This window comes from Pseudomonas sp. C7.1, assembly GCF_056312395.1.
This window is the reverse complement of record NZ_JBWDTL010000003.1, coordinates 2,037,129-2,063,645: the sequence shown is the minus strand read 5'-3', so window position 1 is coordinate 2,063,645 and position 26,517 is coordinate 2,037,129. Positions and strand designations below refer to the sequence as shown.

29 protein-coding genes, 2 tRNA genes and 1 pseudogene are annotated in these 26,517 nt (G+C 58.5%); 24 read left to right on the top strand and 8 right to left on the bottom strand.

Annotated elements, in window-relative coordinates:
* Positions 1-496: 496 nt before the first annotated feature.
* Positions 497-922, top strand: coding sequence for an HIT family protein (locus AC0T4W_RS13085; protein ID WP_476319506.1), 426 nt, complete (start codon positions 497-499; stop codon positions 920-922).
* A 3-nt stretch (positions 923-925) separates the two neighbouring features.
* Positions 926-1,129 carry a SlyX family protein gene (locus AC0T4W_RS13080; RefSeq protein ID WP_476319503.1) on the top strand — a complete coding sequence of 68 codons (204 nt, stop codon included), beginning with the start codon at positions 926-928 and terminating at the stop codon, positions 1,127-1,129.
* A gap of 54 nt (positions 1,130-1,183) precedes the next feature.
* Here AC0T4W_RS13080 and AC0T4W_RS13075 read toward each other — a convergent pair whose 3' ends face one another.
* The 5 genes and pseudogenes from AC0T4W_RS13075 to AC0T4W_RS13055 all read right to left on the bottom strand — a co-directional run bounded on the left by AC0T4W_RS13075 (position 1,184) and on the right by AC0T4W_RS13055 (position 5,041).
* On the bottom strand, positions 1,184-1,408 hold the full coding sequence (locus AC0T4W_RS13075) for a cold-shock protein (RefSeq protein WP_169852850.1): 225 nt from the start codon (positions 1,406-1,408) through the stop codon (positions 1,184-1,186).
* A 57-nt stretch (positions 1,409-1,465) separates the two neighbouring features.
* Positions 1,466-1,786 (bottom strand): annotated as a pseudogene (locus AC0T4W_RS13070) (cold shock domain-containing protein membrane protein); the annotation flags it as partial.
* Positions 1,787-1,952: 166 nt separating this feature from the next.
* Complete coding sequence (locus AC0T4W_RS13065) at positions 1,953-3,020, bottom strand: GGDEF domain-containing protein (protein WP_476319501.1); 1,068 nt, start codon at positions 3,018-3,020, stop codon at positions 1,953-1,955.
* Positions 3,021-3,302: 282 nt separating this feature from the next.
* The gene (locus AC0T4W_RS13060; protein WP_476319499.1) at positions 3,303-3,773 is read right to left on the bottom strand and encodes a Dps family protein; all 471 of its coding nucleotides are present in this window, start codon (positions 3,771-3,773) and stop codon (positions 3,303-3,305) included.
* Between the two features lie 149 nt (positions 3,774-3,922).
* The gene (locus AC0T4W_RS13055) at positions 3,923-5,041 is read right to left on the bottom strand and encodes an HD-GYP domain-containing protein (protein WP_476319497.1); all 1,119 of its coding nucleotides are present in this window, start codon (positions 5,039-5,041) and stop codon (positions 3,923-3,925) included.
* Positions 5,042-5,332: 291 nt separating this feature from the next.
* Between AC0T4W_RS13055 and aspS the strand changes: the two genes are divergently transcribed.
* The 16 genes from aspS (at position 5,333) to nadA (ending at position 18,608) form a co-directional block, all read left to right on the top strand.
* Positions 5,333-7,108 (top strand): aspartate--tRNA ligase, encoded by a 1,776-nt coding sequence (aspS, locus tag AC0T4W_RS13050; protein ID WP_476319495.1) that lies wholly within the window; start codon positions 5,333-5,335, stop codon positions 7,106-7,108.
* Between the two features lie 151 nt (positions 7,109-7,259).
* Positions 7,260-8,009 carry a YebC/PmpR family DNA-binding transcriptional regulator gene (locus tag AC0T4W_RS13045; RefSeq protein WP_476319493.1) on the top strand — a complete coding sequence of 250 codons (750 nt, stop codon included), beginning with the start codon at positions 7,260-7,262 and terminating at the stop codon, positions 8,007-8,009.
* 255 nt (positions 8,010-8,264) lie between these two features.
* Complete coding sequence (gene ruvC, locus AC0T4W_RS13040) at positions 8,265-8,789, top strand: crossover junction endodeoxyribonuclease RuvC (protein ID WP_476319491.1); 525 nt, start codon at positions 8,265-8,267, stop codon at positions 8,787-8,789.
* Positions 8,790-8,812: 23 nt separating this feature from the next.
* Complete coding sequence (gene ruvA / locus AC0T4W_RS13035; protein WP_476319489.1) at positions 8,813-9,418, top strand: Holliday junction branch migration protein RuvA; 606 nt, start codon at positions 8,813-8,815, stop codon at positions 9,416-9,418.
* Positions 9,418-10,470: a Holliday junction branch migration DNA helicase RuvB gene (ruvB, locus tag AC0T4W_RS13030; protein WP_476319486.1), complete on the top strand. Its 1,053-nt coding sequence runs from the start codon at positions 9,418-9,420 to the stop codon at positions 10,468-10,470. Before ruvA ends, ruvB begins: the two co-directional genes overlap by 1 nt.
* Positions 10,471-10,522: 52 nt before the next feature.
* A complete protein-coding gene (ybgC, locus tag AC0T4W_RS13025; RefSeq protein ID WP_476319483.1) occupies positions 10,523-10,975 on the top strand; it encodes a tol-pal system-associated acyl-CoA thioesterase in 453 nt (150 codons plus the stop codon).
* 2 nt (positions 10,976-10,977) lie between these two features.
* Positions 10,978-11,673: a protein TolQ gene (gene tolQ / locus AC0T4W_RS13020; RefSeq protein ID WP_475253270.1), complete on the top strand. Its 696-nt coding sequence runs from the start codon at positions 10,978-10,980 to the stop codon at positions 11,671-11,673.
* 34 nt (positions 11,674-11,707) lie between these two features.
* Positions 11,708-12,160, top strand: a complete 453-nt coding sequence (gene tolR, locus AC0T4W_RS13015) for a protein TolR (protein ID WP_311091431.1) — start codon at positions 11,708-11,710, stop codon at positions 12,158-12,160.
* Positions 12,160-13,122 carry a cell envelope integrity protein TolA gene (tolA, locus tag AC0T4W_RS13010; protein WP_476319480.1) on the top strand — a complete coding sequence of 321 codons (963 nt, stop codon included), beginning with the start codon at positions 12,160-12,162 and terminating at the stop codon, positions 13,120-13,122. The genes tolR and tolA overlap by 1 nt, the downstream gene beginning before the upstream one ends.
* 26 nt (positions 13,123-13,148) lie before the next feature.
* Entirely contained in the window at positions 13,149-14,420 is a 1,272-nt protein-coding gene (gene tolB, locus AC0T4W_RS13005; protein ID WP_476323645.1) for a Tol-Pal system beta propeller repeat protein TolB, read from the top strand.
* Positions 14,421-14,486: 66 nt separating this feature from the next.
* Positions 14,487-14,984, top strand: coding sequence for a peptidoglycan-associated lipoprotein Pal (gene pal, locus AC0T4W_RS13000; RefSeq protein WP_304870625.1), 498 nt, complete (start codon positions 14,487-14,489; stop codon positions 14,982-14,984).
* A gap of 6 nt (positions 14,985-14,990) precedes the next feature.
* Positions 14,991-15,806 (top strand): tol-pal system protein YbgF, encoded by an 816-nt coding sequence (ybgF, locus tag AC0T4W_RS12995; RefSeq protein WP_476319477.1) that lies wholly within the window; start codon positions 14,991-14,993, stop codon positions 15,804-15,806.
* A 117-nt stretch (positions 15,807-15,923) separates the two neighbouring features.
* Complete coding sequence (gene queE / locus AC0T4W_RS12990; RefSeq protein ID WP_476323642.1) at positions 15,924-16,571, top strand: 7-carboxy-7-deazaguanine synthase QueE; 648 nt, start codon at positions 15,924-15,926, stop codon at positions 16,569-16,571.
* 1 nt (position 16,572) lies between these two features.
* Positions 16,573-17,247, top strand: coding sequence for a 7-cyano-7-deazaguanine synthase QueC (gene queC, locus AC0T4W_RS12985; RefSeq protein WP_476319474.1), 675 nt, complete (start codon positions 16,573-16,575; stop codon positions 17,245-17,247).
* A gap of 57 nt (positions 17,248-17,304) precedes the next feature.
* Positions 17,305-17,380: transfer RNA gene (locus AC0T4W_RS12980), tRNA-Lys, on the top strand.
* 169 nt (positions 17,381-17,549) lie between these two features.
* Complete coding sequence (nadA, locus tag AC0T4W_RS12975; RefSeq protein WP_476319472.1) at positions 17,550-18,608, top strand: quinolinate synthase NadA; 1,059 nt, start codon at positions 17,550-17,552, stop codon at positions 18,606-18,608.
* Between the two features lie 57 nt (positions 18,609-18,665).
* Here the strand turns inward: nadA and AC0T4W_RS12970 are convergent, their stop codons facing one another.
* Positions 18,666-20,099, bottom strand: a complete 1,434-nt coding sequence (locus AC0T4W_RS12970) for a M48 family metalloprotease (RefSeq protein ID WP_476319470.1) — start codon at positions 20,097-20,099, stop codon at positions 18,666-18,668.
* A 106-nt stretch (positions 20,100-20,205) separates the two neighbouring features.
* Between AC0T4W_RS12970 and AC0T4W_RS12965 the strand changes: the two genes are divergently transcribed.
* Together AC0T4W_RS12965 and AC0T4W_RS12960 are read left to right on the top strand one after the other, a co-directional pair.
* A complete protein-coding gene (locus AC0T4W_RS12965; protein ID WP_476319468.1) occupies positions 20,206-20,457 on the top strand; it encodes a sulfurtransferase TusA family protein in 252 nt (83 codons plus the stop codon).
* Between the two features lie 96 nt (positions 20,458-20,553).
* Entirely contained in the window at positions 20,554-21,618 is a 1,065-nt protein-coding gene (locus AC0T4W_RS12960) for an AI-2E family transporter (protein ID WP_476319466.1), read from the top strand.
* A 276-nt stretch (positions 21,619-21,894) separates the two neighbouring features.
* Here the strand turns inward: AC0T4W_RS12960 and AC0T4W_RS12955 are convergent, their stop codons facing one another.
* Together AC0T4W_RS12955 and AC0T4W_RS12950 are read right to left on the bottom strand one after the other, a co-directional pair.
* Positions 21,895-22,368, bottom strand: a complete 474-nt coding sequence (locus AC0T4W_RS12955) for a peroxiredoxin (protein ID WP_476319464.1) — start codon at positions 22,366-22,368, stop codon at positions 21,895-21,897.
* A gap of 13 nt (positions 22,369-22,381) precedes the next feature.
* Positions 22,382-22,939 carry a glycine cleavage system transcriptional repressor gene (locus AC0T4W_RS12950; RefSeq protein ID WP_275963534.1) on the bottom strand — a complete coding sequence of 186 codons (558 nt, stop codon included), beginning with the start codon at positions 22,937-22,939 and terminating at the stop codon, positions 22,382-22,384.
* Between the two features lie 234 nt (positions 22,940-23,173).
* On the opposite strand from AC0T4W_RS12950, the gene dapA reads away from it, so the two are divergent.
* The 4 genes from dapA (at position 23,174) to AC0T4W_RS12930 (ending at position 26,429) form a co-directional block, all read left to right on the top strand.
* A complete protein-coding gene (gene dapA / locus AC0T4W_RS12945; protein ID WP_476319462.1) occupies positions 23,174-24,052 on the top strand; it encodes a 4-hydroxy-tetrahydrodipicolinate synthase in 879 nt (292 codons plus the stop codon).
* 17 nt (positions 24,053-24,069) lie between these two features.
* Positions 24,070-25,188 (top strand): outer membrane protein assembly factor BamC, encoded by a 1,119-nt coding sequence (gene bamC / locus AC0T4W_RS12940; protein WP_476319460.1) that lies wholly within the window; start codon positions 24,070-24,072, stop codon positions 25,186-25,188.
* 87 nt (positions 25,189-25,275) lie between these two features.
* Positions 25,276-26,145: a phosphoribosylaminoimidazolesuccinocarboxamide synthase gene (locus AC0T4W_RS12935; protein WP_476319458.1), complete on the top strand. Its 870-nt coding sequence runs from the start codon at positions 25,276-25,278 to the stop codon at positions 26,143-26,145.
* 194 nt (positions 26,146-26,339) lie between these two features.
* Positions 26,340-26,429: transfer RNA gene (locus AC0T4W_RS12930), tRNA-Ser, on the top strand.
* Positions 26,430-26,517: the final 88 nt, after the last annotated feature.

Here is a 26,517-nt window from a genome sequence, read left to right as displayed (position 1 = left end):
CGGTGCAGTGCTATTCGTCACGGATTGCTTAGCAATAGTCGTGCACAAAAGCCTGAAAGCCAATTTTTTATCCTCGATTTGAGCCGTGTGGTCAAGGTTCTCGGGGTTTGCATTGGTTTATCGTGCATTTTTCAGCGGTTTTTTCTGTTTTTATGGCCGTGGGTGGGCGTTTTTGCGGTCGCTTTCTGCTCTGTTTATTAGTTGCTTGCCGCCTCGTGGCAGCTGCGTAGCATTTTGTCGCTGCTTGGTATTACCGAAGGGAACAGTTTTGGTGCGTGCGTTTGGGGTGGTGATGTCGAGTGCTGTCTATTGGTGCGCAGTGGCGATGGCTTGATCCTGGGTGTCGGGTTTGCTGCTTCGGCGTATCCTGCGCGGCGGGTGTTAACTGGTTATGCTTTGGCGGCCAGTTGATGGCCCCTGTATCAGGTGCTGCTGCTTGGCTTGTTCGATTTATGTCAAAAACCGAGTGGATGGGTTGTCTTAAAGGTAGATCGTTATGTTTGTTCTGGATTCGCGGTTGCAGCAAGACACTGTCTGGGTGGGTGATTACCCATTGTGCAGCCTGCTATTAATGAACGATGCGCAGTACCCCTGGTTTATCCTGGTGCCGCGTCGTGAAGATGTTAGTGAGTTGTTTCAGTTGGATGCGCTTGATCAGCTGCAGCTCTGGGGGGAAACCAACAACCTTGCGCAGGTGCTCAAGGACTGTTTTGCGGCAGACAAAATGAATGTCGCGACCTTGGGCAATGTGGTTAGTCAGCTGCATATGCATGTCATCGTGCGGCGTCGCGAGGATGCGGCCTGGCCGGCGCCCGTTTGGGGCAAGCGCCCGGCGCAGGCGTATACTGCTGAGCAATTGGCCGCACTGAAAGCCCGTCTACGCCTGGTTTTGACCAGGGATTTTTGTTTTGCAGAGAGTTGACTGGTGAAACTAGAAGAGCGCATTAACGACTTGCAAAGCCGGCTGGCTTTTCAGGACGACACTATTCAGGCACTCAACGATGCGCTGGTGGCACAACAGCGGCTTCTGGAGCGTCTGCAGCTGCAGGTGGCTGAGTTGATCAAGCGTCAGGATGAGGTGAATTCGCAGTTTGGTATAGCTGAGGATGAGGCGCCGCCGCATTATTGATCGGCTGTGAAACGCAAAAGGCCCGCTGTGTGCGGGCCTTTTGCGTTTTTGCGATTAACGTCGCGCAGGCAGTGCGGCGATGACGTCTTCGGCTTGCAGACCTTTGTCGCGTTGCATTACGGCGAACTCGACCCGTTGGCCTTCAACCAGTACGCGGTGGCCTTCACCGCGAATGGCGCGAAAGTGCACAAAAATATCGTCACCTGAATCGCGCGAGATAAAGCCGAAACCCTTGGAGGTGTTGAACCACTTAACGGTGCCTGTTTCGCGGTCGCCCAAATCCTGCGAGCTTGCGATGTTGCGTGATTTAAGACGCAGGTTGGCTGCCAGGTGCACGGCGACGGCGGCGGCGATGATCAGCAGGCTAAACAGGATGGCCGGTTGTTCGGCAATTTTTGGTAACGGGGCGAGCAGAATCAAGGCTTGTAGCAGCGTGCCGAGGACCAGGAGGGCAGAAACCAGGTTTTGTGCTTGATGGCGCAGGCCGGCGTGCCAGATGGGTAGTTGGGGTGCAAGCAGTAGGTTTAGCAGGCCGAACAGGGCAAGGCACAGGGCGCTGGGTTGTTCTAAGGATGACTGTGGTGTGTCGCCAAAGTGTGGGGCAAAAGAAAGTAGCAGGGCGATAGCGCCCGTCAGAAGGTGGACAATTTTCAACATGTTCGATGAGCTCGCTTAATTTAAAGAGTCAACAGGAAGAGCTGGCTGCGCGTATTGGGTGCTGCAGGGTAGGGATAAAAGCGCGTGGTACCAGCCTGTGCGCCAAACCATGGAGGCGGTTCAGCGGCACGGGGCGTATTTAACAGCAAAGAGGTGGGGTTCTCAATCAGGCACTGAGTGCTGTTTCGCTTGGGTTGGGGCTTACTTGGTTGCGCCCGTCGCGCTTCGCTTGATAAAGCGCGTCATCGGCGCGGGTGAGCAGGGTTTCCAGAGTATCGCCTTGCTCTGCAAGGGCGAAGCCGAAGGAGGCGGTAATACTGTCGAGAACTTCGTCGGTGCGGCGCACTTTGATGCGCAGCGACTGGATCTTTAGACGCAGCTGTTCGGCAAAAGCGTATGCCTTGGCGTTGTCATTGCAGTCACGCAGGATGATGCAGAACTCCTCACCGCCATAACGTGCGGCCATCGCGCGAGCGGGCAGCAGGTCGCGTAGCAGTTGGCCGACGTGCTGCAGTACGCGATCCCCCAGGGGGTGGCCGTATTGGTCGTTGAACTGTTTGAAATGGTCGATATCTAGCATTACCAGAGCAACGCCATTATGTCCGCTGCTCAGCGTCTGCTCCATCAGCCTGCTGAAGGCATTGCGGTTGAATATCTGAGTCAGGTTATCCAATGTTGCTGCGATATGCGCGCGTTCTAGCTGGCTGCGCAGGCTCTTGATCTCTTGCTGGGCGGCATTCAGACGATAGAGGAATTTATCCTGCTGATCTTGCATCAGTAGCGTGCTTTGCTGCAGTTCGTTCAGAACATTAGGCAGATCATCGATGATTGGCTCCTGCAATGCAGCTAGGCCATGATCTAGACTGGCCTGGTAGTTACGGCTGCCGATGATACTGCGCGATACGTTGCCTTCGATGTCATCGACCAGCTCAATGACTTGCTGCTGACCGGCGCGGGCTTCTTCGAGCTCGCCATGGATGATGTAATCGCGAAACAGCTTGGCTGCGGTTTCCTGTGGGAAGCTGTCAAAGTCGCTGACGGTCTTGTCCAGGCGACGATTGAGCTCGGGCTCCAGGCCTTTACTGTAGGTGTACCAGAGAGCGTAATGCACCGGATTGGGCGGGATATCGTGGCGCATCATCAGTGGTACCGCCTTCTTCAGAAGCGCCGCAGCGTCGCGGGTTTCCTCGGGGTACAGTTCCAGAATGCTGGGGGCTTTAGCGGGTTTGTTCATGCACGTCACTGTGACCAAGTTGCAATTGGTCAAAGCATAGAACAGCTGCTGGGCAAGCGCCTAGCAAAAGGCCCGTGAAGGCGGACCTTTTACGTGATGTACCTATTTACCCATGTATCTAGGAGCCTGTCGGACTTAACACTGTTCTACTGCGGAAAAGCCGGACTTGGCCATTTTTTCTGCTTTCCCTCGTTAAATAGCCAGCTATTCGCCTCGGAAAAGCAGAAAAACTACCTCAAGCCGGGCTTTCCCTCGCTACGAACGGTCAAGCCCGACAGGCTCCTAGGCTGCCAGCAGGCTGCGCAGCATCCAGGCGGTTTTCTCGTGCACTTGCATGCGCTGGGTCAGCAGGTCCGCAGTCGGCTCGTCGCTGACTTTGTCGAGCAGCGGGAAGATGCCGCGAGCGGTACGCGTGACGGCTTCCTGGCCTTGAACCAGTTGTTTGATCATGTCTTGTGCGTTCGGCACGCCTTCCTCTTCCTTAATAGAGGAAAGACGGGTGTAGGCGGCGTAGGTACCGGGGGCCGGGAAGCCAAGGGTGCGAATACGTTCGGCAATCTGGTCAACGGCCAGTGACAGTTCGGTGTACTGACCTTCAAACATCAGGTGCAGGGTGTTGAACATCGGGCCGGTGACGTTCCAGTGAAAGTTATGGGTTTTCAGGTACAGGGTGTAGGTGTCGGCCAGTAGGCGCGACAGGCCTTCAGCGATGGCGGCGCGGTCCTGCTCGGCAATGCCGATATTGATTTCCATACCATTTCTCCTCTCAGGTGGCTCGGGGCTTGGCTGCCCGCGTGATGGGCAGAGCCTACCATGGGTGTTGCCGAGCTTTATCGTGGTTTATATCAATGAAAGTGATGGTTAGAGGCTATTACTTGGTCTGGGTTCAATTTTTCTAGGGTTTAGCGATGCGCAAGTTCTGGATGTTGCTGCAGTGTCTGATTGAACAATTCGACCCAGTGCTCGCTGAACTGCCGTCCGGCCAGGTTGTTGATTTCCAGGATGGCACGCAGCAGTGGGCGTTTGTTCAGGGTTTGATGGGCGCGCTCATGGGTGCGGGCGTCAAAAGTGTCGACAATGTTAATAATCAGGGCGCCGGGGCTGGTTTCGACTTCTTTCAAACCTTTGGGGTAGCCGCTGCCGTCGACGTGTTCTTGGTGTTGCAAGGTGATCTCCGCAGCGGCATCCCAGCGCGGCATACGCTTGAGCAGGTCGTGGGCGAGTCGCGGGTGGGATTGCATCTGTCGGCGTTCTTCGCGATTGAAATGCGCTTTCTTATGCAGCATTTCCAGGGGCAGAAAGGCCATGCCCAGGTCGTGCAGGCAGATGGCTGCCGCCAATTGCTCGGGTTGCTCCGGGTTGCCGCCCAGCTGGTTGATCGCTAGGGCCAGGTCGAGCTGACGCAGGCCGCGCCCTTGCCAGAAGCGTGAGCGGCGTTCGCTGGCTTGCATCAGGTCGACAAAAAACAGCAGGTCGGCATCGGGCTCGATGCCGTAGCGTCTGAGCAGGTCTGCGGCGGCGGGTTCGTCTGTGGTAATGACTACGGGCGGTTTTGAGCTGGGGTCGAGTTGTTGCAGCAGTGCACTGCGAATGCCGGTTTGTTGCGCCGCTGGGGCCATTGCCAGGGTGCTGAGTGCCTGACTAAGCGCCTTGCTTTGGGTTGCGTCAAGTTGTGCTGGCGCGCCGCCGAGTGCGTGCTGGATCAGCTCTTTCAGATGATCGAGGGTTAGTAGAAGGATATCGCCAAGTAGGCTATCGAAATGCAGCTGGCCTTCGCGCAGGCACGACAGGACATCTTCCATTGCTTGCGGCACGCTCATCAGCGTATCCAGGCCGATATAGCCCAGGTTGCCCTTGAGTGTATGCACCAGACGAAACAGCTCGCGCAGGCGCTCGCGGTCATCGGGTGCGTGCTCAAGTTCGATTAACAATTGCTCACAACGCTGGAATTGTTCGCTGGATTCCAGGCGAAAGTCTGCCAGCAAATCGCTGGGTATTTCAGCCAGGGTTGGCGTGGCCATAAGCCTCTCCACTATTCGACGGTCAGAGTGCTGCATGGGTGAGTATAGGAAGGCCTGGCAAAAGCGCGTGGGGCGGCGGCTGCAAGTGGCGGCTTAACCATATATAATCCCGCGCTTTGCCGCGTTTTGTTGGGCGAGCAGTTGGTTGCGTAGGCGCCGCTGATCGTTTTATGCCCCTTAAAGGCAGCACAATTGCGGAAAATGGCGCATGCGCCAGCCGGTTGCCCGGCCAACGAGCGTCGCAGCCATGCGACCCAACGAATTCAAGACTCAAGAGAAGCGACCACCACCATGATGCGCAGCCATTATTGCGGCCAACTGAACGAGAGCCTGGACGGCCAGGAAGTCACCCTTTGCGGTTGGGTACATCGCCGTCGTGACCATGGCGGGGTGATTTTCCTCGACATTCGTGACCGCGAAGGTCTGGCCCAGGTGGTATTCGACCCAGATCGTGCCGAGACTTTCGCCACTGCCGATAAAGTGCGCAGTGAATATGTGGTGAAGATCACCGGTAAGGTGCGTGTGCGTCCCGAGGGTGCGCGCAACGCCAATATGGCATCCGGTGCTATTGAAGTGCTGGGCTATGAGCTGCAAGTGCTGAATGAAGCGGAAACCCCGCCATTCCCGCTTAACGAATACACCGACGTCGGCGAAGAAACCCGCCTGCGCTACCGCTTTATCGACCTGCGCCGTCCGGAAATGGCTGCCAAGTTGAAGCTGCGTTCGAGCATCACCAGCAGCATCCGTCGCTATCTGGATGACAACGGCTTCCTCGATGTGGAAACGCCGATCCTCACCCGTGCCACCCCAGAGGGCGCGCGTGACTATCTGGTGCCGAGCCGCACCCACGCCGGCAGCTTCTTCGCCTTGCCGCAGTCGCCGCAGCTGTTCAAGCAGCTGCTGATGGTCGCTGGCTTTGACCGCTACTATCAGATCGCCAAGTGCTTCCGCGACGAAGACCTGCGTGCCGACCGCCAGCCGGAATTCACCCAGATCGACATCGAAACCAGTTTTATGGATGAGGCCGATATCATGGCCATCACCGAGAAAATGGTCCGTCAGCTGTTCAAGGAAGTGCTGGACGTCGAGTTCGGTACGCTTCCGCACATGACCCTGGCCGAAGCCATGCGTCGTTTTGGTTCGGATAAGCCGGACCTGCGTAACCCGCTGGAGCTGGTGGATGTTGCCGATCAGCTCAAGGATGTCGACTTTAAAGTCTTCGCCGGCCCGGCCAACGATCCCAAATGCCGCGTCACCGCGCTGCGCGTACCGGGTGGGGCGAGCATGCCGCGCAAGCAAATTGACGACTACACCAAGTTCGTCGGCATCTACGGCGCCAAGGGCTTGGCCTATATCAAGGTCAACGCACGCGCCGCTGGTGTGGAAGGCCTGCAGTCGCCAATCGTCAAGAACATCCCGCTGGATAACATCAATGTGATTCTCGATCGCGTGGGTGCGGTCGATGGCGACATCGTTTTCTTCGGTGCCGACAAAGCCAAGATCGTCAGTGAGGCCCTGGGCGCACTGCGCATCAAGCTGGGTCACGACCTCAACCTGCTGACTTGCGAGTGGGCGCCGCTGTGGGTCGTCGACTTCCCGATGTTCGAAGAGAACGACGACGGCAGCCTGACCGCCATGCACCACCCGTTTACCGCGCCGAGCTGCAGCCCTGAGGAGCTTGCGGCCAACCCGGCGGCCGCGCTGTCGCGGGCTTACGACATGGTCCTGAACGGCACCGAGCTGGGGGGCGGTTCGATCCGTATCCACGACAAGTCGATGCAGCAGACGGTGTTCCGCGTGCTTGGCATCAGTGAAGACGAGCAGCAGGAGAAGTTTGGCTTCCTCCTCGACGCCCTGAAGTTCGGCGCGCCGCCCCATGGTGGCCTGGCCTTCGGCCTGGATCGCCTGGTGATGCTGATGACCGGCGCGCAGTCGATCCGCGAAGTGATCGCCTTCCCGAAAACCCAGAGCGCGGCCTGCGTCATGACCCAAGCGCCGGGTGAGGTGGATAACAAGTCGCTTCGCGAACTGCATATTCGCCTGCGCGAGCAGCCAAAAGCGGAATAACGCGTCACAAGAAGCCTGGTTTTCCAGGCTTCTTTTTTAGTGATAGTCCCGTAGGAGCGGCCCATGGCCGCGATCTCCCTTTCGCGGGCATGGAGCTAGGCGTCCCCTCCGCTCCTGCCGGTGAATTGAACTGAAACAAACGGAGTGAGTTATGGCTGGTCATTCCAAGTGGGCCAACATCAAGCACCGCAAAGGGCGTCAGGACGCCAAGCGCGGCAAAATATTTACCAAGCTGATTCGTGAGCTGACGGTTGCCGCCAAGCATGGCGGGCCGCTGCCGGCGGACAATCCACGTCTGCGCCTGGCGGTGGACAAGGCGTTGACGGCCAATATGTCGCGTGACGTCATCGACCGCGCCATTGCCCGTGGTGCCGGTAACGACGAAGCCGACAATATGATTGAGCTGACCTATGAAGGTTACGCGCCGAGCGGCGTGGCGATCTTCGTCGAGGCCATGACTGACAACCGCAACCGCACCGCAGCCGAAGTACGCCATGCCTTTACCAAGTGCGGCGGCAACCTGGGTACCGATGGTTCGGTGGCCTATATGTTCGACCGCAAGGGTCAGCTCAGCTTCGCCCCAGGCGTTAGCGAAGATGCCCTGATGGAGGCGGCGCTGGAAGCCGGTGCCGATGACGTGGAGATGGCCGAGGATGGCTCGGCGCTGGTGTCGACCAGTTTTGTCGATTTCCATGGGGTCAACGAGGCCCTTGGTGCGGCCGGTTTCAAGGCTGATGAAGCGGAAATCGCCATGATTCCTTCGATCAGTGCGCCGGTTACTGATCTGGAAACCGCGCAAAAAGTCATCAAGCTGATCGATATGCTCGAAGACCTCGACGATGTGCAGAACGTCTACCACAACGCCGAAATCCCCGACGAGATCATGGATCAGCTTGGCTGAGTGCGCGGTATCAATACAAAGCCGGAGGTCTTCAGGTGCATGTCTGATCGCTTCCGGCTTTTTTGTGTCCCGCCATCCATGACGTTCATCCTCGGGGCTGCGGGGCTGCAGAAGTGCGATGTCAAAATTTGTTCCCGACGATCTTTTATAAGTGCGCCTGGGTGACGCCGAAGTGGCCTGGCCCTATACTCGCCAACTGGATAAATAGACAGTGTGTCGGCCAGGTTGGCAGGCACCTTGAGTGAGCGGTAGGGCATGACCTTGATTCTCGGTATTGACCCAGGCTCACGCATCACCGGTTACGGTGTGGTGCGTGATAACGGGCGCAATTGCGAATATGTCGCCTCTGGCTGCATTCGCACGGGCAATGGTTCGATGCCGGAGCGTCTGCAGGTGGTGTTTCGCGGCGTGCGCGAGGTCATCGAAACCTACGGGCCGGTGACCATGGGCATCGAACAGGTGTTTATGGCACGCAATCCGGATTCCGCGCTCAAGCTCGGCCAGGCGCGTGGCGTGGCCATAGTCGCGGGGATGGAAGCGGGGCTGGATATCGCCGAATACACCGCGACCCAGGTCAAGCAGGCGATTGCCGGCAGCGGTGGGGCGGACAAGGAGCAGGTGCAGCTGATGGTTATGCACCTGCTCAAACTGGTGCAGAAACCGCAGATCGATGCATCGGACGCCCTGGCCATTGCCCTGTGCCACGCCCACCATCGGCAGAGTCTGATTCCCCATGGCCTGGTCGGCGCCAAGCGGCGCGCCGGTCGCCTTCGTTTGTAACGTAAATTTTAAGGAAAGCAGCGGTGATCGGACGTTTGCGCGGCACCCTGGCGGAAAAGCAGCCGCCCCATGTGATTGTTGACATAAATGGTTTGGGTTATGAGCTGGAAGTGCCCATGACCACCCTGTACCGTTTGCCCTCGGTGGGCGAGCCGCTGACCTTACACACCCATCTGGTGGTGCGTGAGGATGCGCATCTGCTCTATGGCTTCTTCGAGAAGCGTGAGCGTGAGCTGTTTCGCGAGCTGATCCGCCTCAATGGCGTGGGCCCGAAACTGGCCTTGGCCTTGATGTCCGGCCTTGAAGTCGATGAGTTGGTGCGCTGTGTGCAAGCGCAAGATACCTCGGTGCTGGTGAAGATCCCTGGCGTTGGCAAGAAAACCGCCGAGCGCCTGCTGGTTGAGCTCAAAGACCGCTTCAAAGCCTGGGAAACCGTGCCCGGTATGTCGCACCTGGTGGTGGAACCTCGCGGCGGCGCTGCAGTCTCAAGCGCGGAGAATGATGCGGTCAGTGCACTTATTTCGCTCGGTTACAAACCCCAGGAAGCCAGTCGCGCCGTCTCAGCTATTAAGGAAGACGGTTTGAGCAGTGAAGATATGATTCGTCGAGCCCTGAAGGGAATGGTCTAGTGCTAGAAGCAGATCGCCTGATTACCGCAGCCCCCCGTGACCGTGATGAGCAGGTTGACCGTGCCATTCGCCCGCTGAAACTGGCCGAATACATTGGCCAGCCCAGCGTGCGTGAGCAGATGGAGCTGTTTATCCAGGCGGCCCGTGGCCGTAGCGAAGCGCTTGATCACACCCTGATCTTCGGTCCGCCCGGTCTGGGCAAGACCACCCTGGCCAATATCATCGCCCAGGAAATGAATGTTTCGATCAAAAGCACCTCGGGGCCGGTGTTGGAGCGGCCGGGTGATCTGGCCGCCTTGCTGACCAATCTTGAGCCAGGCGATGTACTGTTTATCGATGAAATCCATCGCCTTTCGCCGATTGTCGAAGAAGTGCTGTACCCGGCGATGGAGGACTTTCAGCTCGATATCATGATCGGCGAAGGCCCGGCCGCGCGCTCAATCAAGCTTGATCTGCCGCCCTTTACCCTGGTCGGAGCCACCACCCGCGCCGGCATGCTGACCAACCCATTGCGTGACCGCTTCGGTATTGTCCAGCGTTTGGAGTTTTACAACGTTGACGACCTGACCACCATCGTCATGCGTTCGGCGGGGATTCTCGGCCTGCCCATTGAACCTCATGGTGCCTTCGAGATTGCCCGGCGCGCGCGCGGTACGCCGCGCATCGCCAACCGCTTACTACGCCGGGTGCGTGATTTTGCCGAAGTGCGTGGAACGGGCGAGATCACCCGTGAAATCGCCGACCTGGCGCTGAACCTGCTGGATGTCGACGAGCGCGGCTTCGATCATCAGGACCGCCGCCTGTTGTTGACCATGATCGAGAAGTTCGACGGTGGTCCGGTGGGTGTCGATAACCTCGCCGCTGCCATCAGCGAAGAACGTCACACCATCGAAGATGTGCTGGAACCCTATCTAATTCAGCAGGGCTATATCATGCGCACCCCGCGTGGCCGCGTGGTGACCCGGCATGCCTATTTGCACTTTGGCCTGAACGTGCCCAAGCGCATGGGTGAACTCCCAACAGCTGACCTGTTCGTGAGTGATGATGATTAAGAAAAAATACTTGTCGAAGACGATTGGCAAGATCAGGGGCTGGCTCTAGAGTATGCGCGCGCAAAACGGAGTTCTGCCGTTCACCCATCGCTGTCGGGTTTATTTCGAAGACACTGATGCGGGCGGTATCGTCTACTACGTCAATTACCTCAAATTTATGGAACGGGCTCGCACCGAGCGCCTGCGTGATCTGGGTTTTCTCCAGTCGACGTTGGCCGAGGAGGGCCTGTTGTTTGTTGTGCACTCGGCGCAAGCGCGCTATCACGCGCCTGCCAAGCTCGACGATGAGTTGCTGGTAAGCGCTGAAGTAATTGAATTAAACCGTGCCAGCCTGCGTTTTCGTCAACAGGTCAGGCGGGCAACGGATGATGTGCTGCTCTGTGAAGGGCAGTTTATGGTGGCCTGTGTGCGCACCGACAATTTGAAACCCCGGGCCATTCCCCAAACTCTGCGCGCGGCCTTTGCCGGGCAGGGCGGCGCGGGTACATCTGAAGCAGGAGAGTAAGCGTGGAAGCCAACGCCGTAGACCACATGTCGATGTGGAGTCTGATCAGCAACGCCAGCCTGGTGGTGCAACTGGTAATGCTGACGCTGGTGGCCGCATCGGTCATGTCATGGGTCATGATTTTTCAGCGCACTGCGCTGCTGCGTGCGGCCAAGCGCGCGCTGGATAACTTTGAAGAGCGCTTTTGGTCGGGGATTGATCTGTCCAAGCTGTACCGCCAGGCGGGCAGCAACCCGGACCCGGATTCTGGGCTGGAGCAGATTTTTCGCGCCGGTTTTAAGGAGTTCTCGCGTCTGCGCCAGCAGGCCGGCGTTGATCCGGACGCGGTGATGGACGCCGTGGCTCGCGCCATGCGTGTGGCCATCTCCCGTGAAGAAGAGAAGCTCGAACAAAGCCTGCCGTTCCTCGCCACCGTCGGTTCCACCAGCCCCTATATCGGCCTGTTTGGTACTGTGTGGGGCATCATGAACTCCTTCCGTGGCCTGGCTCAGGTGCAGCAAGCCACCCTGGCCACTGTGGCGCCGGGTATTGCCGAAGCGCTGATCGCCACCGCCATCGGCTTGTTCGCTGCGATTCCTGCGGTAATCGCTTACAACCGCTTTGCCTCCCGTGGCGAAATGCTGATTGGTCGTTACTACACCTTCGCCGATGAATTCCAGGCGATTCTGCACCGCAAGGTGCACACCAGCGACGACTAAGCCTTAGGCATTCTCAATACAGGTTTCTCAAGCCATGGCCAGAATTCGCAATAGACGCAAGCCCGTCGCCGAGATGAACGTAGTGCCCTACATCGATGTGATGTTGGTGCTGCTGGTGATCTTTATGGTGACCGCACCCATGCTCAACCAGGGGGTCAAGGTCGATCTGCCGCAAGTCAGCAGTGAGGTCTTACCGCAGGACAATAACGCCCAGGTGCTGACCATCTCGATCAAGGCCGACAAGACCTATTTCTGGAATATGGGCACCGAAGTCGATGTCGATACCGTGCAGGATCAGGCGCTGACGCTGGAAGAAATGACCCGCGCAGTGACTGCGATCATTAGTCAGAGTCGGGCGACTGGTAAACAGGTGCAGGTGTTTGTGCGCGGCGACAAGACCGTTGATTACGGCACTATCATGGCGGCGATGGGCGGCTTGCAGCAGGCTGACGTGGGTAACGTCGGGCTGATTACCGAGGCCCCCTGATGCACGACCAGCGCGAGCGTTCGCCCTCGGAAAGTCTGTTCTGGCCAGTTGTCTGGGCTGTGGCGCTGCACGTCATCATGTTTGCCATGCTGTTCGTCAGCTTCGCCTTTGCCCCGGAGCTGCCGCCGGCCAAGCCGGTGGTGCAGGCGACCTTGTATAAGCTGCAGTCGCAGAGCCAGGCCACTACCCAGACCAACCAGAAAATCGCTGGCGAAACCAAGAAAACCACGGCTCCGGTGTATGAAACTGAACAGCTTGAGCAGAAAAAGGCTGAGCAAGAGAAAGTAGCGGCCAAGGCAGCGGAACAAAAGAAAGCTCAAGAGGCTCAGAAGGCGGAGGCTGCAAAAGCGGAGGCTGCTAAAAAGGCCGAGACCGATAAGAAGGCCGCCGAGCAGAAGAAACTCGCCGATGTAGCCAAAAAGAAAGCGGCGGATGAGGCAGCCAAGAAAAAGGCCGCTGAAGACGCCAAGAAAAAAGCAGCAGAAGAGGCGAAGAAGAAAGCCGCCGCTGAAGCTGCGAAGAAGAAAAAGGCTGATGACGCCAAGAAGAAAGCGGCAGAAGCGTCGCAGCGTAAAGCTGTAGAAGATAAGAAGGCGGCAGCTCTTGCTGAGCTGCTCTCTGATGATGTAGGGCGGCAGCAAGCTGTTGCGGATACGGTAGGCGACCAAGTGGCGGGCAACTTTGATGATCTCATTCGGTTGCGCGCAGCTCAGGGCTGGTCACGTCCGCCTGGTACCAATAGCAGCATGCGCGTTGTACTGCAGGTCAATATGTTGCCTGATGGCACCATTACGAATGTAAGCGTCGCTAGTTCAAGTGGCAGCGGGCCATTCGATAGTTCAGCGGTAGCGGCGGTCAGAAACATTGGTCGTCTTGTCGAGATGCAAGGCTTGAGTCCAGCAGACTTCAATCCTTATCGTTCATTCAAGATGACTTTCACTCCTGAGGATTTAGCATTGTGATCAAGATTCTTCGAAACTCTCTTCTAATGTTCCTCTGCATTGCCTCTGTGGCGATTGCTCAGGAAAAGAACATTGCTGTCGTCAGTGGTGCGGACCGGGCGATTCCAATTGCCGTCGTACCCTTCGGCTGGCAGGGCGGCAATGTGTTGCCCGAGGACATGTCTGACATCATTGGCAAGGACCTGCGCAACTCCGGCGTGTTCGAGCCAATCCCTCGGCAGAACATGATCAGCCTGCCGACTCAGGCGGCTGAAGTGATCTACCGCGATTGGCAGGCTCTGGGCGCACAGTACGTGCTGGTCGGCAATATTGTGCCGAACGCCGGTCGTCTGCAGGTTCAGTTTGCCCTGTTCAACGTCACCACTCAGCAGCAGGTCATGACTGGCAGCGTGGGCGGTGGTGTCGATCAGTTGCGCGATATGGCGCACCATATCGCCGATCAGTCGTACGAGAAGCTTACCGGCGTCAAGGGGGCGTTCTCCACGCGCATGCTGTATGTCACCGCCGAGCGTTTCTCTGTCAGCAACACTCGCTATACCCTGCAGCGCTCGGACTATGACGGTGCCCGTGCAGTGACCCTGCTGCAGTCGCGCGAGCCGATCCTCTCGCCATCGTTTGCTCCGGATGGTAAGCGTATTGCCTATGTCTCGTTCGAGCAAAAGCGTCCGCGCATCTTTGTGCAGCACATCGACACCGGTCGTCGCGAGCAGGTCACCAATTTTGAAGGCCTCAATGGCGCACCGGCCTGGTCGCCGGATGGCAACCGCCTGGCCTTCGTGTTGTCTAAGGACGGCAATCCGGAAATCTACGTGATGGACATGGGCACTCGTCAACTGCGTCGGGTAACCAATCAGGCTTCCATCGATACCGAACCTTTTTGGGGTAAAGACGGTCAAACTCTCTACTTCACCTCGGATCGCTCCGGCAAGCCGCAGATCTACAAAACCAATATCAATGGCGGTTCGGCAGAGCGTGTGACCTTTATTGGTAACTACAACGCTAACCCTAAGCTTTCCGCTGATGAGAAGACCCTGGTGATGATTCACCGCCAGGATGGTTACACTGTTTTCAAGGTGGCGGCACAAGACCTACAGCGCGGCAATTTGCGGATACTTTCAGACACCAGTCTGGATGAGTCGCCCACTGTTGCGCCCAATGGCACCATGGTAATCTACGCCACCCGCCAGCAGGGTCGGGGAGTCTTGGTATTAGCGTCCACCAATGGACGTGTGAGGCTCCCTCTTCCTACCGCTCAAGGCGAAGTTCGAGAGCCTTCTTGGTCCCCTTACCTGAACTGATGCGGCGCTATACCGTTGTTGTTTGAAATACTGCTTAACACACTGGGGTTCATTAGGAGTTACATGATGGAAATGCTGAAATTTGGTAAGTTCGCCGCGCTGAGTCTGGCTCTGGCTGTTGCAGTTGGTTGCTCCTCGAAAGGCGGCGACGCTGCTGGCGAAGGCGCTACCGATCCTAACGCTGGTTACGGTGCCAACACTGGCGCTGTTGATGGCAGCCTGAGCGAAGAAGCTGCTCTGCGCGCTATCACCACCTTCTACTTCGAATACGACAGCTCCGACCTGAAGCCAGAGGCCATGCGCGCTCTGGACGTGCACGCCCGTGACCTGCAAGGCAATGGCGCTCGCGTAGTTCTGGAAGGCCACGCTGATGAGCGCGGTACTCGTGAATACAACATGGCTCTGGGCGAGCGTCGCGCCAAAGCTGTGCAGCGTTATCTGGTACTGCAGGGCGTTTCCCCGGCTCAACTGGAACTGGTTTCCTACGGTGAAGAGCGCGCAATCGCCACTGGCAACGACGAGTCCTCGTGGGCTCAAAACCGTCGCGTCGAACTGCGTAAGTAATTCGATATGCGTACGTGCCGCCGTGCTTTAACCGTTTTGGCGCTCAGCCTGCCGCTTGCGGCGTGGGCTGAGGTTCCCGTGGTGGATAACAATGCCGGTTACGGCAGCAGTTACCCGCCTGCTGGTTACGGTACGGCCGGCACCTCCGTCGCGACAGGGGCTGCGGCCCCTGTCACGGCGCAGGGCATGCTGTTCAACCAGTTGCAGCAGATGCAGGGAGAGATCGCGCAGCTGCGCGGTACGCTGGAAGAACAACAGAATGAGATTCAGCGTCTGAAACAAGAAAGCCTGGAGCGTTATCAGGATCTTGATCGGCGTCTGAGTAGTGGTGCAGCAGGTGCTGCGACCAACCAGAATTCTTCAGCCGCTGGCGCGATCAATGCCGGCGGTACGCCAACTCCGTCAGCGGCGGGGCAGGCGCCGGCCAGTAATGAACCGGCTGATCCCGCCAAGGAAAAGCTGTTCTACGAAGCCGCCTTCGACCTGATTAAGGCCAAGGATTTCGACAAGGCCAGTCAGGCCTTTGCCGCCTTCCTGCGCAAATACCCCAATAGCCAGTATGCCGGCAACGCGCAGTACTGGCTGGGCGAGGTGAATCTGGCGCAAGGCGATCTGCAAGGTGCAGGGCAGGCTTTTGCCCGGGTCAGTCAGACTTACCCGAGCCACGCCAAGGTGCCGGACTCGCTGTTCAAGCTGGCGGATGTCGAGCAACGCTTGGGTAGCAGCGACAAGGCCAAAGGTATTTTGCAGCAGGTGATTGCACAGTATCCGGGTAGCTCGGCTGCTCAGCTGGCGCAGCGTGATTTGCAGCGTTTGCCTTAAGAGCTGAATGCTCGACCAAGAAACCCGCGCTTTGCGCGGGTTTTTTCGTTAGAATCCGCGCCCCTTTTCCCGCAACGGAGGCGGACGGCCTGTTCAGCTGTCACGCCCGTGGCTGATATGCAAGAAACCCTGCGCATTACCGAGATTTTCTACTCGCTGCAGGGCGAGACGCGCACCGCCGGCTTGCCGACTGTGTTCGTTCGCCTGACCGGCTGTCCCCTGCGTTGCCAATACTGCGACACCGCCTATGCCTTCAGTGGCGGCGAGATCATGTCGCTGGACGCCATTATCGAACAGGTTGCCGGCTACAAGCCGCGTTATATCTGCGTGACCGGTGGCGAGCCGTTGGCGCAGCCCAACTGCATTCCTTTGCTTAAGCGTCTGTGTGATGCCGGCTATGAAGTGTCGCTGGAAACCAGTGGCGCGCTGGATGTGTCGGCGGTCGACCCACGGGTGAGTAAGGTGCTCGACTTGAAAACCCCAGGCTCAGCCGAAGTGGCGCGTAACCGCTACGAGAATATCGAGCTCCTGACGCCCAATGATCAGGTCAAGTTCGTCATCTGCTCCCGTGAGGACTATGGCTGGGCGGTGAGCAAGTTGATCCAGTACCGCCTGGATGAGCGCGTTAGCGACGTGCTGATGTCGCCCAGTCACCATGAGCTGGATGCGCGCTCGTTGGCGGAGTGGATCATTGCCGACAACCTGCCAGTTCGCCTGCAGATGCAGCTGCACAAGATTCTCTGGAATGATGAGCCGGGACATTGATATGAGCGATAAAAAAGCGGTAATCCTGCTGTCAGGCGGCCTGGATTCGGCCACCGTGGTGGCATTGGCCAAGGCCGATGGCTACAGCTGCTACACCATGAGCTTTGATTACGGTCAGCGTCATCGCTCCGAGCTGCACGCGGCCGAGCAGGTGGCGCGGCAACTGGGTGTGGTCGAGCACAAGGTGATCGGCTTGAACCTCAATGGTATGGGCGGCTCGGCGCTGACCGACAGCAGCATCGCCGTGCCGGAAAGCCCGACCGAAGGCATTCCAGTGACCTACGTGCCGGCGCGTAATACGGTGTTCCTGTCGCTCGCGTTGGGTTGGGCTGAAGTGCTGGGTGCGCGGGATATTTTTATCGGTGTGAACGCGGTGGATTATTCCGGTTACCCGGATTGCCGTCCGGAGTTTATTGAGGCCTTCGAGCGCATGGCCAATCTGGCCACCAAGGCTGGGGTAGAAGGGCAGGGCTTCCGTATTCAGGCTCCGCTGCAGGCTATGAGCAAGGCTGAGATCGTTCAGGCTGGCGTTCGGCAGGGGGTTGATTACGCGCTGACCGTTTCCTGCTACCAGGCTGATGATCAGGGCCGCGCCTGCGGTAAATGCGACAGCTGCCGTCTGCGCGCTGCGGGTTTTGCGACCGCCGGGCTGGTAGATCCCACCCGTTATTTCTAAAAATTTTTCGCGAAGTGTTGAATTCCTGAATTAAATCAGTATCATGCGCCTCGCGTCGGGTCGTTAGCTCAGTTGGTAGAGCAGTTGGCTTTTAACCAATTGGTCGTAGGTTCGAATCCCACACGACCCACCATATTTCCTTCCTCGGAAGGTCAAGAAGCCTGAAAGTTCTGATTAAGGAATTTTCGGGCTTTTTTGTATCTGTAATTTTTACCGTCTGTGCTTGATTGCACGCTGCCTGCTCTAGCGCTATCCAGGCGGGTATACTCGCTGCACTGAAAGCATATTCAGAGCCTGATGACATGACCCAGATTTCCGAACGCCTGCTGGTGCAAGCCCACCTCGATGCCAAACAGCCCAAGCCGCTGACGCCTGAGCAAGAGGCTTTTTACCGTGCTGAAATCGCAGCCGAGCTGAAAAAGCAGAATGCCGTGCTGGTGGCGCACTATTACTGCGACCCGGTGTTGCAGGCGCTGGCCGAGGAAACCGGCGGTTGCGTTTCCGACTCGCTGGAAATGGCACGCTTCGGCAATCAGCACCCGGCGCAAACCGTGCTGGTGGCTGGCGTCAAATTTATGGGCGAGACGGCGAAAATCCTTAACCCGGAAAAGCGCGTGCTGATGCCGACGCTTGAAGCGACCTGCTCGCTCGACCTGGGTTGCCCGGTGGACGAGTTTGCGGCGTTCTGCGATCAGCATCCGCAACGTACTGTGGTGGTGTATGCCAATACCTCGGCTGCGGTGAAGGCGCGCGCCGATTGGGTGGTGACTTCCAGCTGCGCGGTGGAAATCGTCGAGCACCTGATGGACAACGGCGAAAGCATCATCTGGGCGCCGGATCAGCACCTAGGGCGTTATATCCAGAGCAAGACCGGCGCCGATATGTTGCTCTGGGACGGTGCCTGCATCGTCCACGAGGAGTTCAAGGCCAAGCAGTTGGAAGACATGAAGGCGCTGTATCCGGATGCCGCCGTGTTGGTGCATCCCGAGTCGCCAACGGCGGTGATCGATCTGGCTGATGCGGTGGGTTCCACCAGCCAGCTGATCGCAGCGGCGCAGCGTTTGCCGAACAAGACCTTTATCGTCGCCACCGACGCCGGCATTTTCTACAAGATGCAGCAGCTATGTCCGGACAAGGAATTTGTCGCCGCCCCAACGGCCGGTAACGGCGCGGCCTGTCGCAGCTGTGCACATTGCCCATGGATGGCGATGAATACCCTGCAGCGCACCCTGGAGTGCCTGCGCGAAGGCAGTAACGAGATATTCGTCGACCCTGCACTGATCCCCAAGGCGATCAAGCCGCTTAAGCGCATGCTCGATTTCACCCAGGCGGCGCGCCTCAAGCTGAGTGGCAACGCGTAAACGAGTTGTATAGAAAAGCCAGGCATCGACCTGGCTTTTTCTTTTCTAGCGGCCTGCTTAGCGCAGCATCTGCTCAATGATGCGTTTTTCTTCCATCAGCTCGCGTTGTCTGGCGTCGATGCGTGAGGCCAGCTGGAAGTTGTTGTTGGCGCGGCGTTTAGCGAAGTCGAGTTGTTCCAGGGCCTGCTTATAGTCGCCGACCAGGGCGAAAAACTCCCCGCGAGCCTGGTGCAGGCCGATTGTGTTGCCGCTCAGGCCGCGTACCTCTGCCACCTGGTACCAAATATCCGGATCTTTGCTGCGGCGCTTCAGCATTTCGTCGAGGGCGAGTTCAGCCTCTTGGGTACGAACCTGTTTCATCAGCAGGTCGATATGCGCCTGGTTGACCGGGTAGTTATTCGGATAAAGGGTTAGCAGCCGGCTGATGCGACTTTGCGCATCGTTTAGGCGGTTGGCGGCCATGTCCAGTTCAACTTGCGCCAGGTTGTAGGTCACGTCGTTGGGTGAGTTCGCCAGCAGCGGTTGCAAGGACTCGCGGGCCTCTTTGTACTGGCCGCTTTTGATCTGCGCAATCGCTAGGCCATAACGGGCGGCTTCAAGCTTTGGGTTTTCGTCGAGCATATTGCGAAAACGCTTGGCGGCGACCCCTGGGGTTTCTTCATAGGTCAGCTGCACGCGTGCGCGCATCAGCTGGTAGCGCACGCTGTCGGTGATACCTGCGGCTTTGTACTGTTCGGCACGGTTGCGGGTGTCGGCGATACGCGACTCCGACACCGGGTGAGTGAGGAGGAACTCCGGCGGCTTACGGTCATAGCGGTACTGGCGCATCAGGCGCTCGAACATGCTGGGCATGGCGCGTGGGTCGAAGCCGGCTTTTTCCAGATTGACCAGGCCGATGCGGTCGGCTTCCTGCTCGTTTTGCCGAGAGAAGCGCCGCTGCTCCTGCACCGCCGCAGCCTGGGTCGAGGCGATGGCCGCGATGCCCAAGTCGCCAGCGCCGGCCGCCGCTGCGATGATACCGGCAAGTAGGCCGGCCATCACCGGGATCTGCATGCGCTGCTGCGCCTCCAGGCCGCGAGCGAAGTGACGTTGCGACAAATGCGCCAGTTCGTGGGCCATCACCGAGGCGTATTCGGCTTCGGTCTGGGCATACAGAAACAGTCCGCCGTTGACCCCGACAATCCCACCGGGTGCGGCAAAGGCGTTGATCTGCGGGCTGTTGAGCAGCACGAACTCCAGGCGGCGATCCTGCAGCTGGCTGGTTTCGCTGAGGCGGTAAACGCTGGTTTCGACGTAGTCCTTGAGTTGCGGGTCGTCGAGCTGGCTGACCTGGCCGCGCACCAGGCTCAGCCAGGCGCGGCCCAGTTGGTGTTCTTGCTGAGGTGAAACGATGGCGGAACTGGCATCGCCAAGGGAGGGTAGGTCACTGGCCATGGCGGGGGCTGCCAGCAGGCAGGCCAGCGTCAACAGGGTAGGGCGCAGAAGGCTCATGCACAAAGCTCGTGTCGAACAAAGGCGCTACTGTAGCTGGCTGGCGGCTGTGCTGGCCAGGGTTGTGCAGCCTTGGGTATCCTTGCGACCTTCCTGGAGTGGCTCAATGACTGATATGCAATGGCGTGCCGAGAACTTCGACGCGCAACTGGACGCCTGCGGGCTGAACTGCCCGCTACCTTTACTCAAGGCCAAGCTGGAACTCAATCGTCTGGCCAGTGGTGCTGTGCTCAAGATAGAGGCCACCGATGCCGGCTCGCAACGGGATTTCCGTGCCTTCGCCAGCCTGGCCGGGCATAGTCTGCTGCGTGAAGAGGTCGATAATGGCGTGTACCGCTATTGGCTGCGTAAGGCTTAGGATTTGCTGCGCTAAATGCGGATTGTGAGGCGGCCTATCCTGTATAGGTGCTGCCCAGCTAGCAGGTAGTTTTCAACAGCCTGCTAAGGAGCCACGATGTTCAAGGTTTTTCAAGATTGGTTTCATCGCTATTTTTCCGATGAGCAAGCGGTGGTGCTCGCGGTGCTGTTGGTGCTTGGGTTTGCCGCGATCCTGAGCCTGGGCGGCATGCTGGCTCCGGTACTGACGGGCCTAGTGCTGGCGTTTCTGATGCAGGGGCTGGTAAATGCCTTTGAGCGTTTGCGCTTGCCACAGGTGGTGGCAGTGTGGCTGGTGTTCACCCTGTTTCTAAGCATGCTGGCGCTGTTTCTGCTGGTGTTGATGCCACTGCTTTGGCAACAGTTGAGCACCTTGTTCAATGAACTACCGCGTATGGCTACGGAGTGGCAGTCGGTGTTCTTGCTGCTGCCCGAGCGCTACCCGAACCTGATTACGGATGCGCAGATCGTGCAGCTGATTGACAGTATGCGTGGCGAGGCTGGCAAATTCGGCCAATGGGCGCTGTCGTTCTCCCTGTCCAGTCTGCCGATGCTGCTGACGATCATGATCTATCTGGTGTTGGTGCCGATTCTGGTGTTCTTCTTCCTTAAGGATAGGGAGCTGATCGGCGCGTGGTTTCGCGGCTATCTGCCGCGTGAGCGTGCGCTGATTACCCAGGTGGCCGAGGAAATGAACAAGCAGATCGCCAACTACATCCGTGGCAAGGTGATCGAGATCATCATCTGCGGTGTAGTCACCTATATCGCGTTTGCTTACCTGGGGCTCAACTATGCGGCGCTGCTGGCCTTGTTTGTCGGCCTGTCGGTGGTTGTGCCGTATATCGGCGCGGTGGTGGTGACGGTGCCGGTGGCGCTGATCGGGTTGTTTCAGTGGGGCTTTAGTGATCAGTTCATCTACCTGATGGTGGTTTACGGGATCATTCAGGCGCTGGACGGCAACGTCCTGGTGCCGCTGCTGTTCTCCGAAGCGGTCAACCTGCACCCGGTGGCGATCATCTGCGCCGTGCTGCTGTTTGGCGGTATGTGGGGCTTCTGGGGCGTGTTCTTCGCCATCCCGCTGGCGACCTTGTTCAAGGCAGTGATCGACGCCTGGCCACGCAGTGAGCAGGTGGCTGCGCAATAGTGCGCGGCTAATAAACAGTTATACGGCGCATGAAGTGCGGTAATGCGTAGGGTGGGTTAGGCGCGATCGGGATCAGGCACCCACCATAGGCTCTCACGCGCCGTAACCCACCATGGCGGCCTTACCGATAAACCGTAATGGTGGGTTACGCGGCGCTCTAATTGCATGGAGCTCCCTATAACCCGCTCCAGCGCCGCTAACCCACCCTACAAAGGACGGTTTGGGGCGCAGGCAATAAAAAGCCGGTTAATCGACCGGCTTTTTTTCGCGCGCGCTTCAGGCCTTGTTCAGCGCCTGAGCTGCGGCCAGTACCGCATCGACATGCCCTGGTACTTTCACGCCGCGCCATTCCTGGCGCAGTACGCCGTCTTTATCGATCAGAAAGGTGCTGCGGTCTACGCCCAGGTATTCCTTACCGTAGAGCTTCTTCAGCTTGATCACATCGAACAGCTGGCAGACGGCTTCGTCCTTGTCGGAGATCAGCTCGAAGGGGAACTCCTGCTTGCACTTGAAGTTTTCGTGAGATTTCAGGCTGTCGCGCGATACACCGAAGATCAGCGTGTTGGCCGCCTGAAACGCCGGGTATTGATCACGAAAACCCTGGCCCTCGGTGGTGCAGCCTGGGGTGCTGTCCTTCGGGTAGAAGTAGATCACCACGTGCTGGCCCTTGAGAGCGGACAGCGTGACGGTCTGGCCGCTGGTGGCCTGGGCCTGGAAGTCTGCAACTGGGGTGTCGAGTGCTACGGCCATAACGTGCTGCTCCTTATGGGTTCTGTGGACGCCAAGGTTCGATCAACGCATCCAAATTTAGGGCATCAGCAAAGTCGAGAAACTGATCGCGCAACCAGCTGATCTGCGTGCCGGCTGGCAGAGTCACGGTCAGGGTGGCGTTGAGCATGGTGCCGCCAGTCTGCGGCGCCTGGTAGGTGTCGCAGGTGAGGTTTTCCAGCTCGACGTGATGGTCGAGAAAGAACTGGCACAGCTCATTGAGGATGTCCGGGCGGTAGGCCGAGCTGACATAGGCCACATAAGGCAGCGCCTGGGGGCGGCTTTCCGAAGCGGCGCTGCGAATCACGTTGACCGAGAAGCTGTGCTTCTTCGCCAGCGCCGGCAGGCTCGATTCCAGTCGGGCCAGGGCATCCCAGCTGCCGGATATCTGCAAGACCAGTGCGCTGTACTCGCCATGCCGACTGAGGCGGGTGCTGACCACGGCGCAGCGGTTCTCGTGACTGGTGCGGCAGAGCACATTGGTCAGCTCCATGGCGTTGGGGCCAAGGGCGCTGATAAGCAGGAATTGTTCGCGAACTAGGGGGGTGGACATGCAGCCTTCCTAAACGATAAGCGGTCGGCCCGTGCATACAGCACCGACCAAAGCCGGAAGGGTAGCGAAAAGCACCGCTCAGGGGAATGCCGACGGGGCCGGGCGGTGTGTAATGTGCCGCGTTTGGCCGAGAAAGATTGTATACGCGTTGCATCACAGCCTCGGTACTTCGCTTGTGCAAGGCAGGTGGCCCCAGTACCATTACGGCTCTCTTTTTCCGGCAGGAGCGGTTGCATGATTGCGGGCAGTATGGTGGCACTGGTTACGCCCATGGATGCGCAAGGTGGTCTTGATTGGGACAGCCTGAGCAAACTGGTGGATTTCCACCTGCAGGAGGGCACCAATGCCATCGTCGCAGTCGGCACTACCGGCGAGTCGGCGACCCTTGAGGTGCCTGAACACATCGAAGTGATCAAGCGCATTGTTGATCAGGTCGCTGGGCGCATTCCGGTCATCGCCGGCACCGGTGGCAACTCCACCCGTGAGTCGGTCGAACTGACCCGCGCTGCCAAAGACGTTGGTGCCAATGCCTGCCTGCTGGTTACCCCGTATTACAACAAGCCGACTCAAGAAGGCTTGTACCTGCACTTCCGCCACATCGCCGAATCGGTGGCCATCCCGCAGATTCTCTACAACGTGCCAGGCCGTACGGTCTGCGACATGCTGCCGGAAACCGTCGAGCGTCTGGCCAAGATCGACAACATCATCGGTATCAAGGAAGCCACGGGCGACCTGCAGCGCGGCCAGGAAGTGCTGGATCGCGTGAGCAAGGACTTCCTGGTCTATTCCGGTGATGACGCCACCGCCGTCGAGCTGATGCTGATGGGCGGCAAGGGCAATATCTCGGTCACCGCCAACGTTGCCCCGCGCGCCATGAGCGATCTGTGTGCGGCGGCCATGCGTGGTGAGGCAGCGATTGCCCGGGCGATCAACGACCGCCTGATGCCGCTGCACAAAGCGCTGTTTATCGAATCCAACCCGATTCCGGTGAAATGGGCTCTGCACGAAATGGGTTTGATGCCAGACGGTATCCGTCTGCCACTGACCTGGCTCAGCCCACGTTGTCATGAACCGCTGCGTCAGGCCCTGCGCCAGTCCGGCGTATTGGTTTAATTGAGGAATTACTACGCATGAAGCGATTCACCGGACTCTCCGCCCTGGCCCTGATCATCGCTGGTACCAGCGGTTGCGGCTGGATCTATGGCGAAAACGGCTATTTCCGTGACCGTGGCAGCGACTACCTCGAAGCCCGTCAGACGGCCACGATGCAACTCCCGCCCAACGTCGACGCCAAGCGCATCGACCCACTGCTGCCCGTACCGCAGCAGGTCGCGACCACCACCGATACCGGCGAATTTATTGTGCCGCGCCCGCAAGCCCTGGCTGTGGGCAATGATGCCAGCGAGTTCAGCCTGCAAAAGAGTGGCGAATCGCGTTGGGTTGTGGCGCAGCGCGTACCGGCCGAAGTCTGGCCAGTGGCGCGTCAGTTCTTTGCTGACAACGGTTTTCAGATTGCCGAAGAGCGCCCACAAACCGGCGAGTTCAGCACCACTTGGCAGCGTTTTGATGCCCTGTCCGAATCCATGGCGCGTCGTTTGAGCAGCCGTGTATCTGGCGTCAATCCTGATGCCGAAACCCGTGTGCGGGTGCGTATCGAGCCAGGCGTGCAGCGCAACACCAGCGAAATCTTCGTGGTCAGCGCCGAGCGTCCAGCCGGCAGCACCGCCGATGTCGCCTTCACCAACCGCAGCAGCAACCCAAGCCTGGATGCTGCGCTGCTTGATGAAATGCTCGTAACCCTCGCGCGCAGCGCTGAGCAGGGCGGTTCCGTCTCCCTGCTGGCCGCTCGTGATTACGATGCACCGAACCGCGTCAGCCTGTCCGAAGACGGCAACGGCAATCCGGTGCTGAGCCTGGGTGCTGATTTCGACCGCGCCTGGTCCGGCGTGGGCCGCTCCCTGGAAATGGCCGATGTGCGCATCGACGACATCAACCGCAGCCTGGGCGTGTACTACATCAACCTTGCCGAGCGCGCGCAGAAGCCGGACGACAAGCCGGGCTTCTTCGGCAGCGTATTTGGCAGCGCGCCAAGCAAGGAAGAGATCGACGCCCGTGCCGAGCGCTATCAGGTACGCCTGACCGCCGTTGGCGACAGCGTGCAGGTCACCGTGGAAAAAGACCTCAACACCATTGCCCCGTCCGAAGTGGCGCGCAAGGTGCTGGACCTGATCCAGGAAAACCTTGGCTGACAGCAGGCAACTGCTGCACCGGCACTACCAATAGGCGAAACCCGGCGGGTTTCGCCTGTTTTGTTTACCAAAGGCGGAAATTCCGACATGAGCACAGCCACCACCCTGAGCCTGAAGAAAATCTATTCGGGCAAAGTCCGTGATCTATACGAGATCGACGACAAACGCATGCTGATGGTCGCCACCGACCGCCTTTCGGCATTCGACGTGATCCTCAACGAGCCGATCCCGGAAAAGGGCAAGATCCTCACCGCCATCTCCAACTTCTGGTTCGACAAGCTCAAGGACCTGGTGCCCAACCACTTCACCGGCGACAAGGTTGAAGACATCGTCCCGGCCGCCGAACTGCCGCTGGTGGAAGGCCGTGCAGTGGTCGCCAAGCGCCTCAAGCCAGTCGCGGTGGAAGCCATCGTGCGTGGCTATATCGTTGGCTCCGGCTGGAAGGAATACCAGAAGAGCGGCACCGTCTGCGGCATCCAACTGCCAGCGGGCCTCAAGGAAGCGGCCAAGCTGCCGCAGCCAATCTTCACCCCCTCGACCAAGGCTGCTGTGGGCGACCACGACGAGAACATCAGTTTCGCGCAGTGCGAAGCCATCATCGGCGCAGAGCTGGCCGCCAAAGTGCGCGACACCTCCATTGCCCTGTACAGCGCAGCAGTCGAGTACGCAGCCACGCGCGGCATCATCATCGCCGACACCAAGTTCGAGTTCGGCCTCGATGAAGACGGCACCCTGACCCTGATGGACGAAGCCCTGACCCCAGACTCCAGCCGCTTCTGGCCGGCGGATAGCTACGAAGAAGGCAAAAACCCGCCAAGCTTCGACAAACAGTTTGTGCGCGACTGGCTGGAATCCACCGGCTGGAACAAAGAGCCACCAGCCCCCGCAGTGCCCGTTGACGTCGCACAGAAAACCGCCGACAAATACCGCGAAGCCCTGACGCGCCTGACCGTCTAAAACGCTGCAATACGCGGGTAACCGCGACAAGAGGGGCGCTGCGGCGCCCCTTTTTGTGGGCGATTGTTTGGCCTCCCGCCAGCCAGGTTCCACAGTCGCTCACCCCTTTGATCGCAAGCACCTGAAAGTATGTGAAAAATTTCAAAACTGGGGTTCGCCAAACGCACGTCAGCTGTTATCATGCGCGCCGCCACGGGAAGATGCCGGAGTGGCCGAACGGGACGGATTCGAAATCCGTTGTATCAGCGATGGTACCTAGGGTTCAAATCCCTATCTTCCCGCCATACGTAAAGCCTAAGCCCCTGAAACTCATAGAGTTTCGGGGGCTTTTGCTATCTGCGGCATGCAAAGTGTCGCAGACGTGCCTAAAGC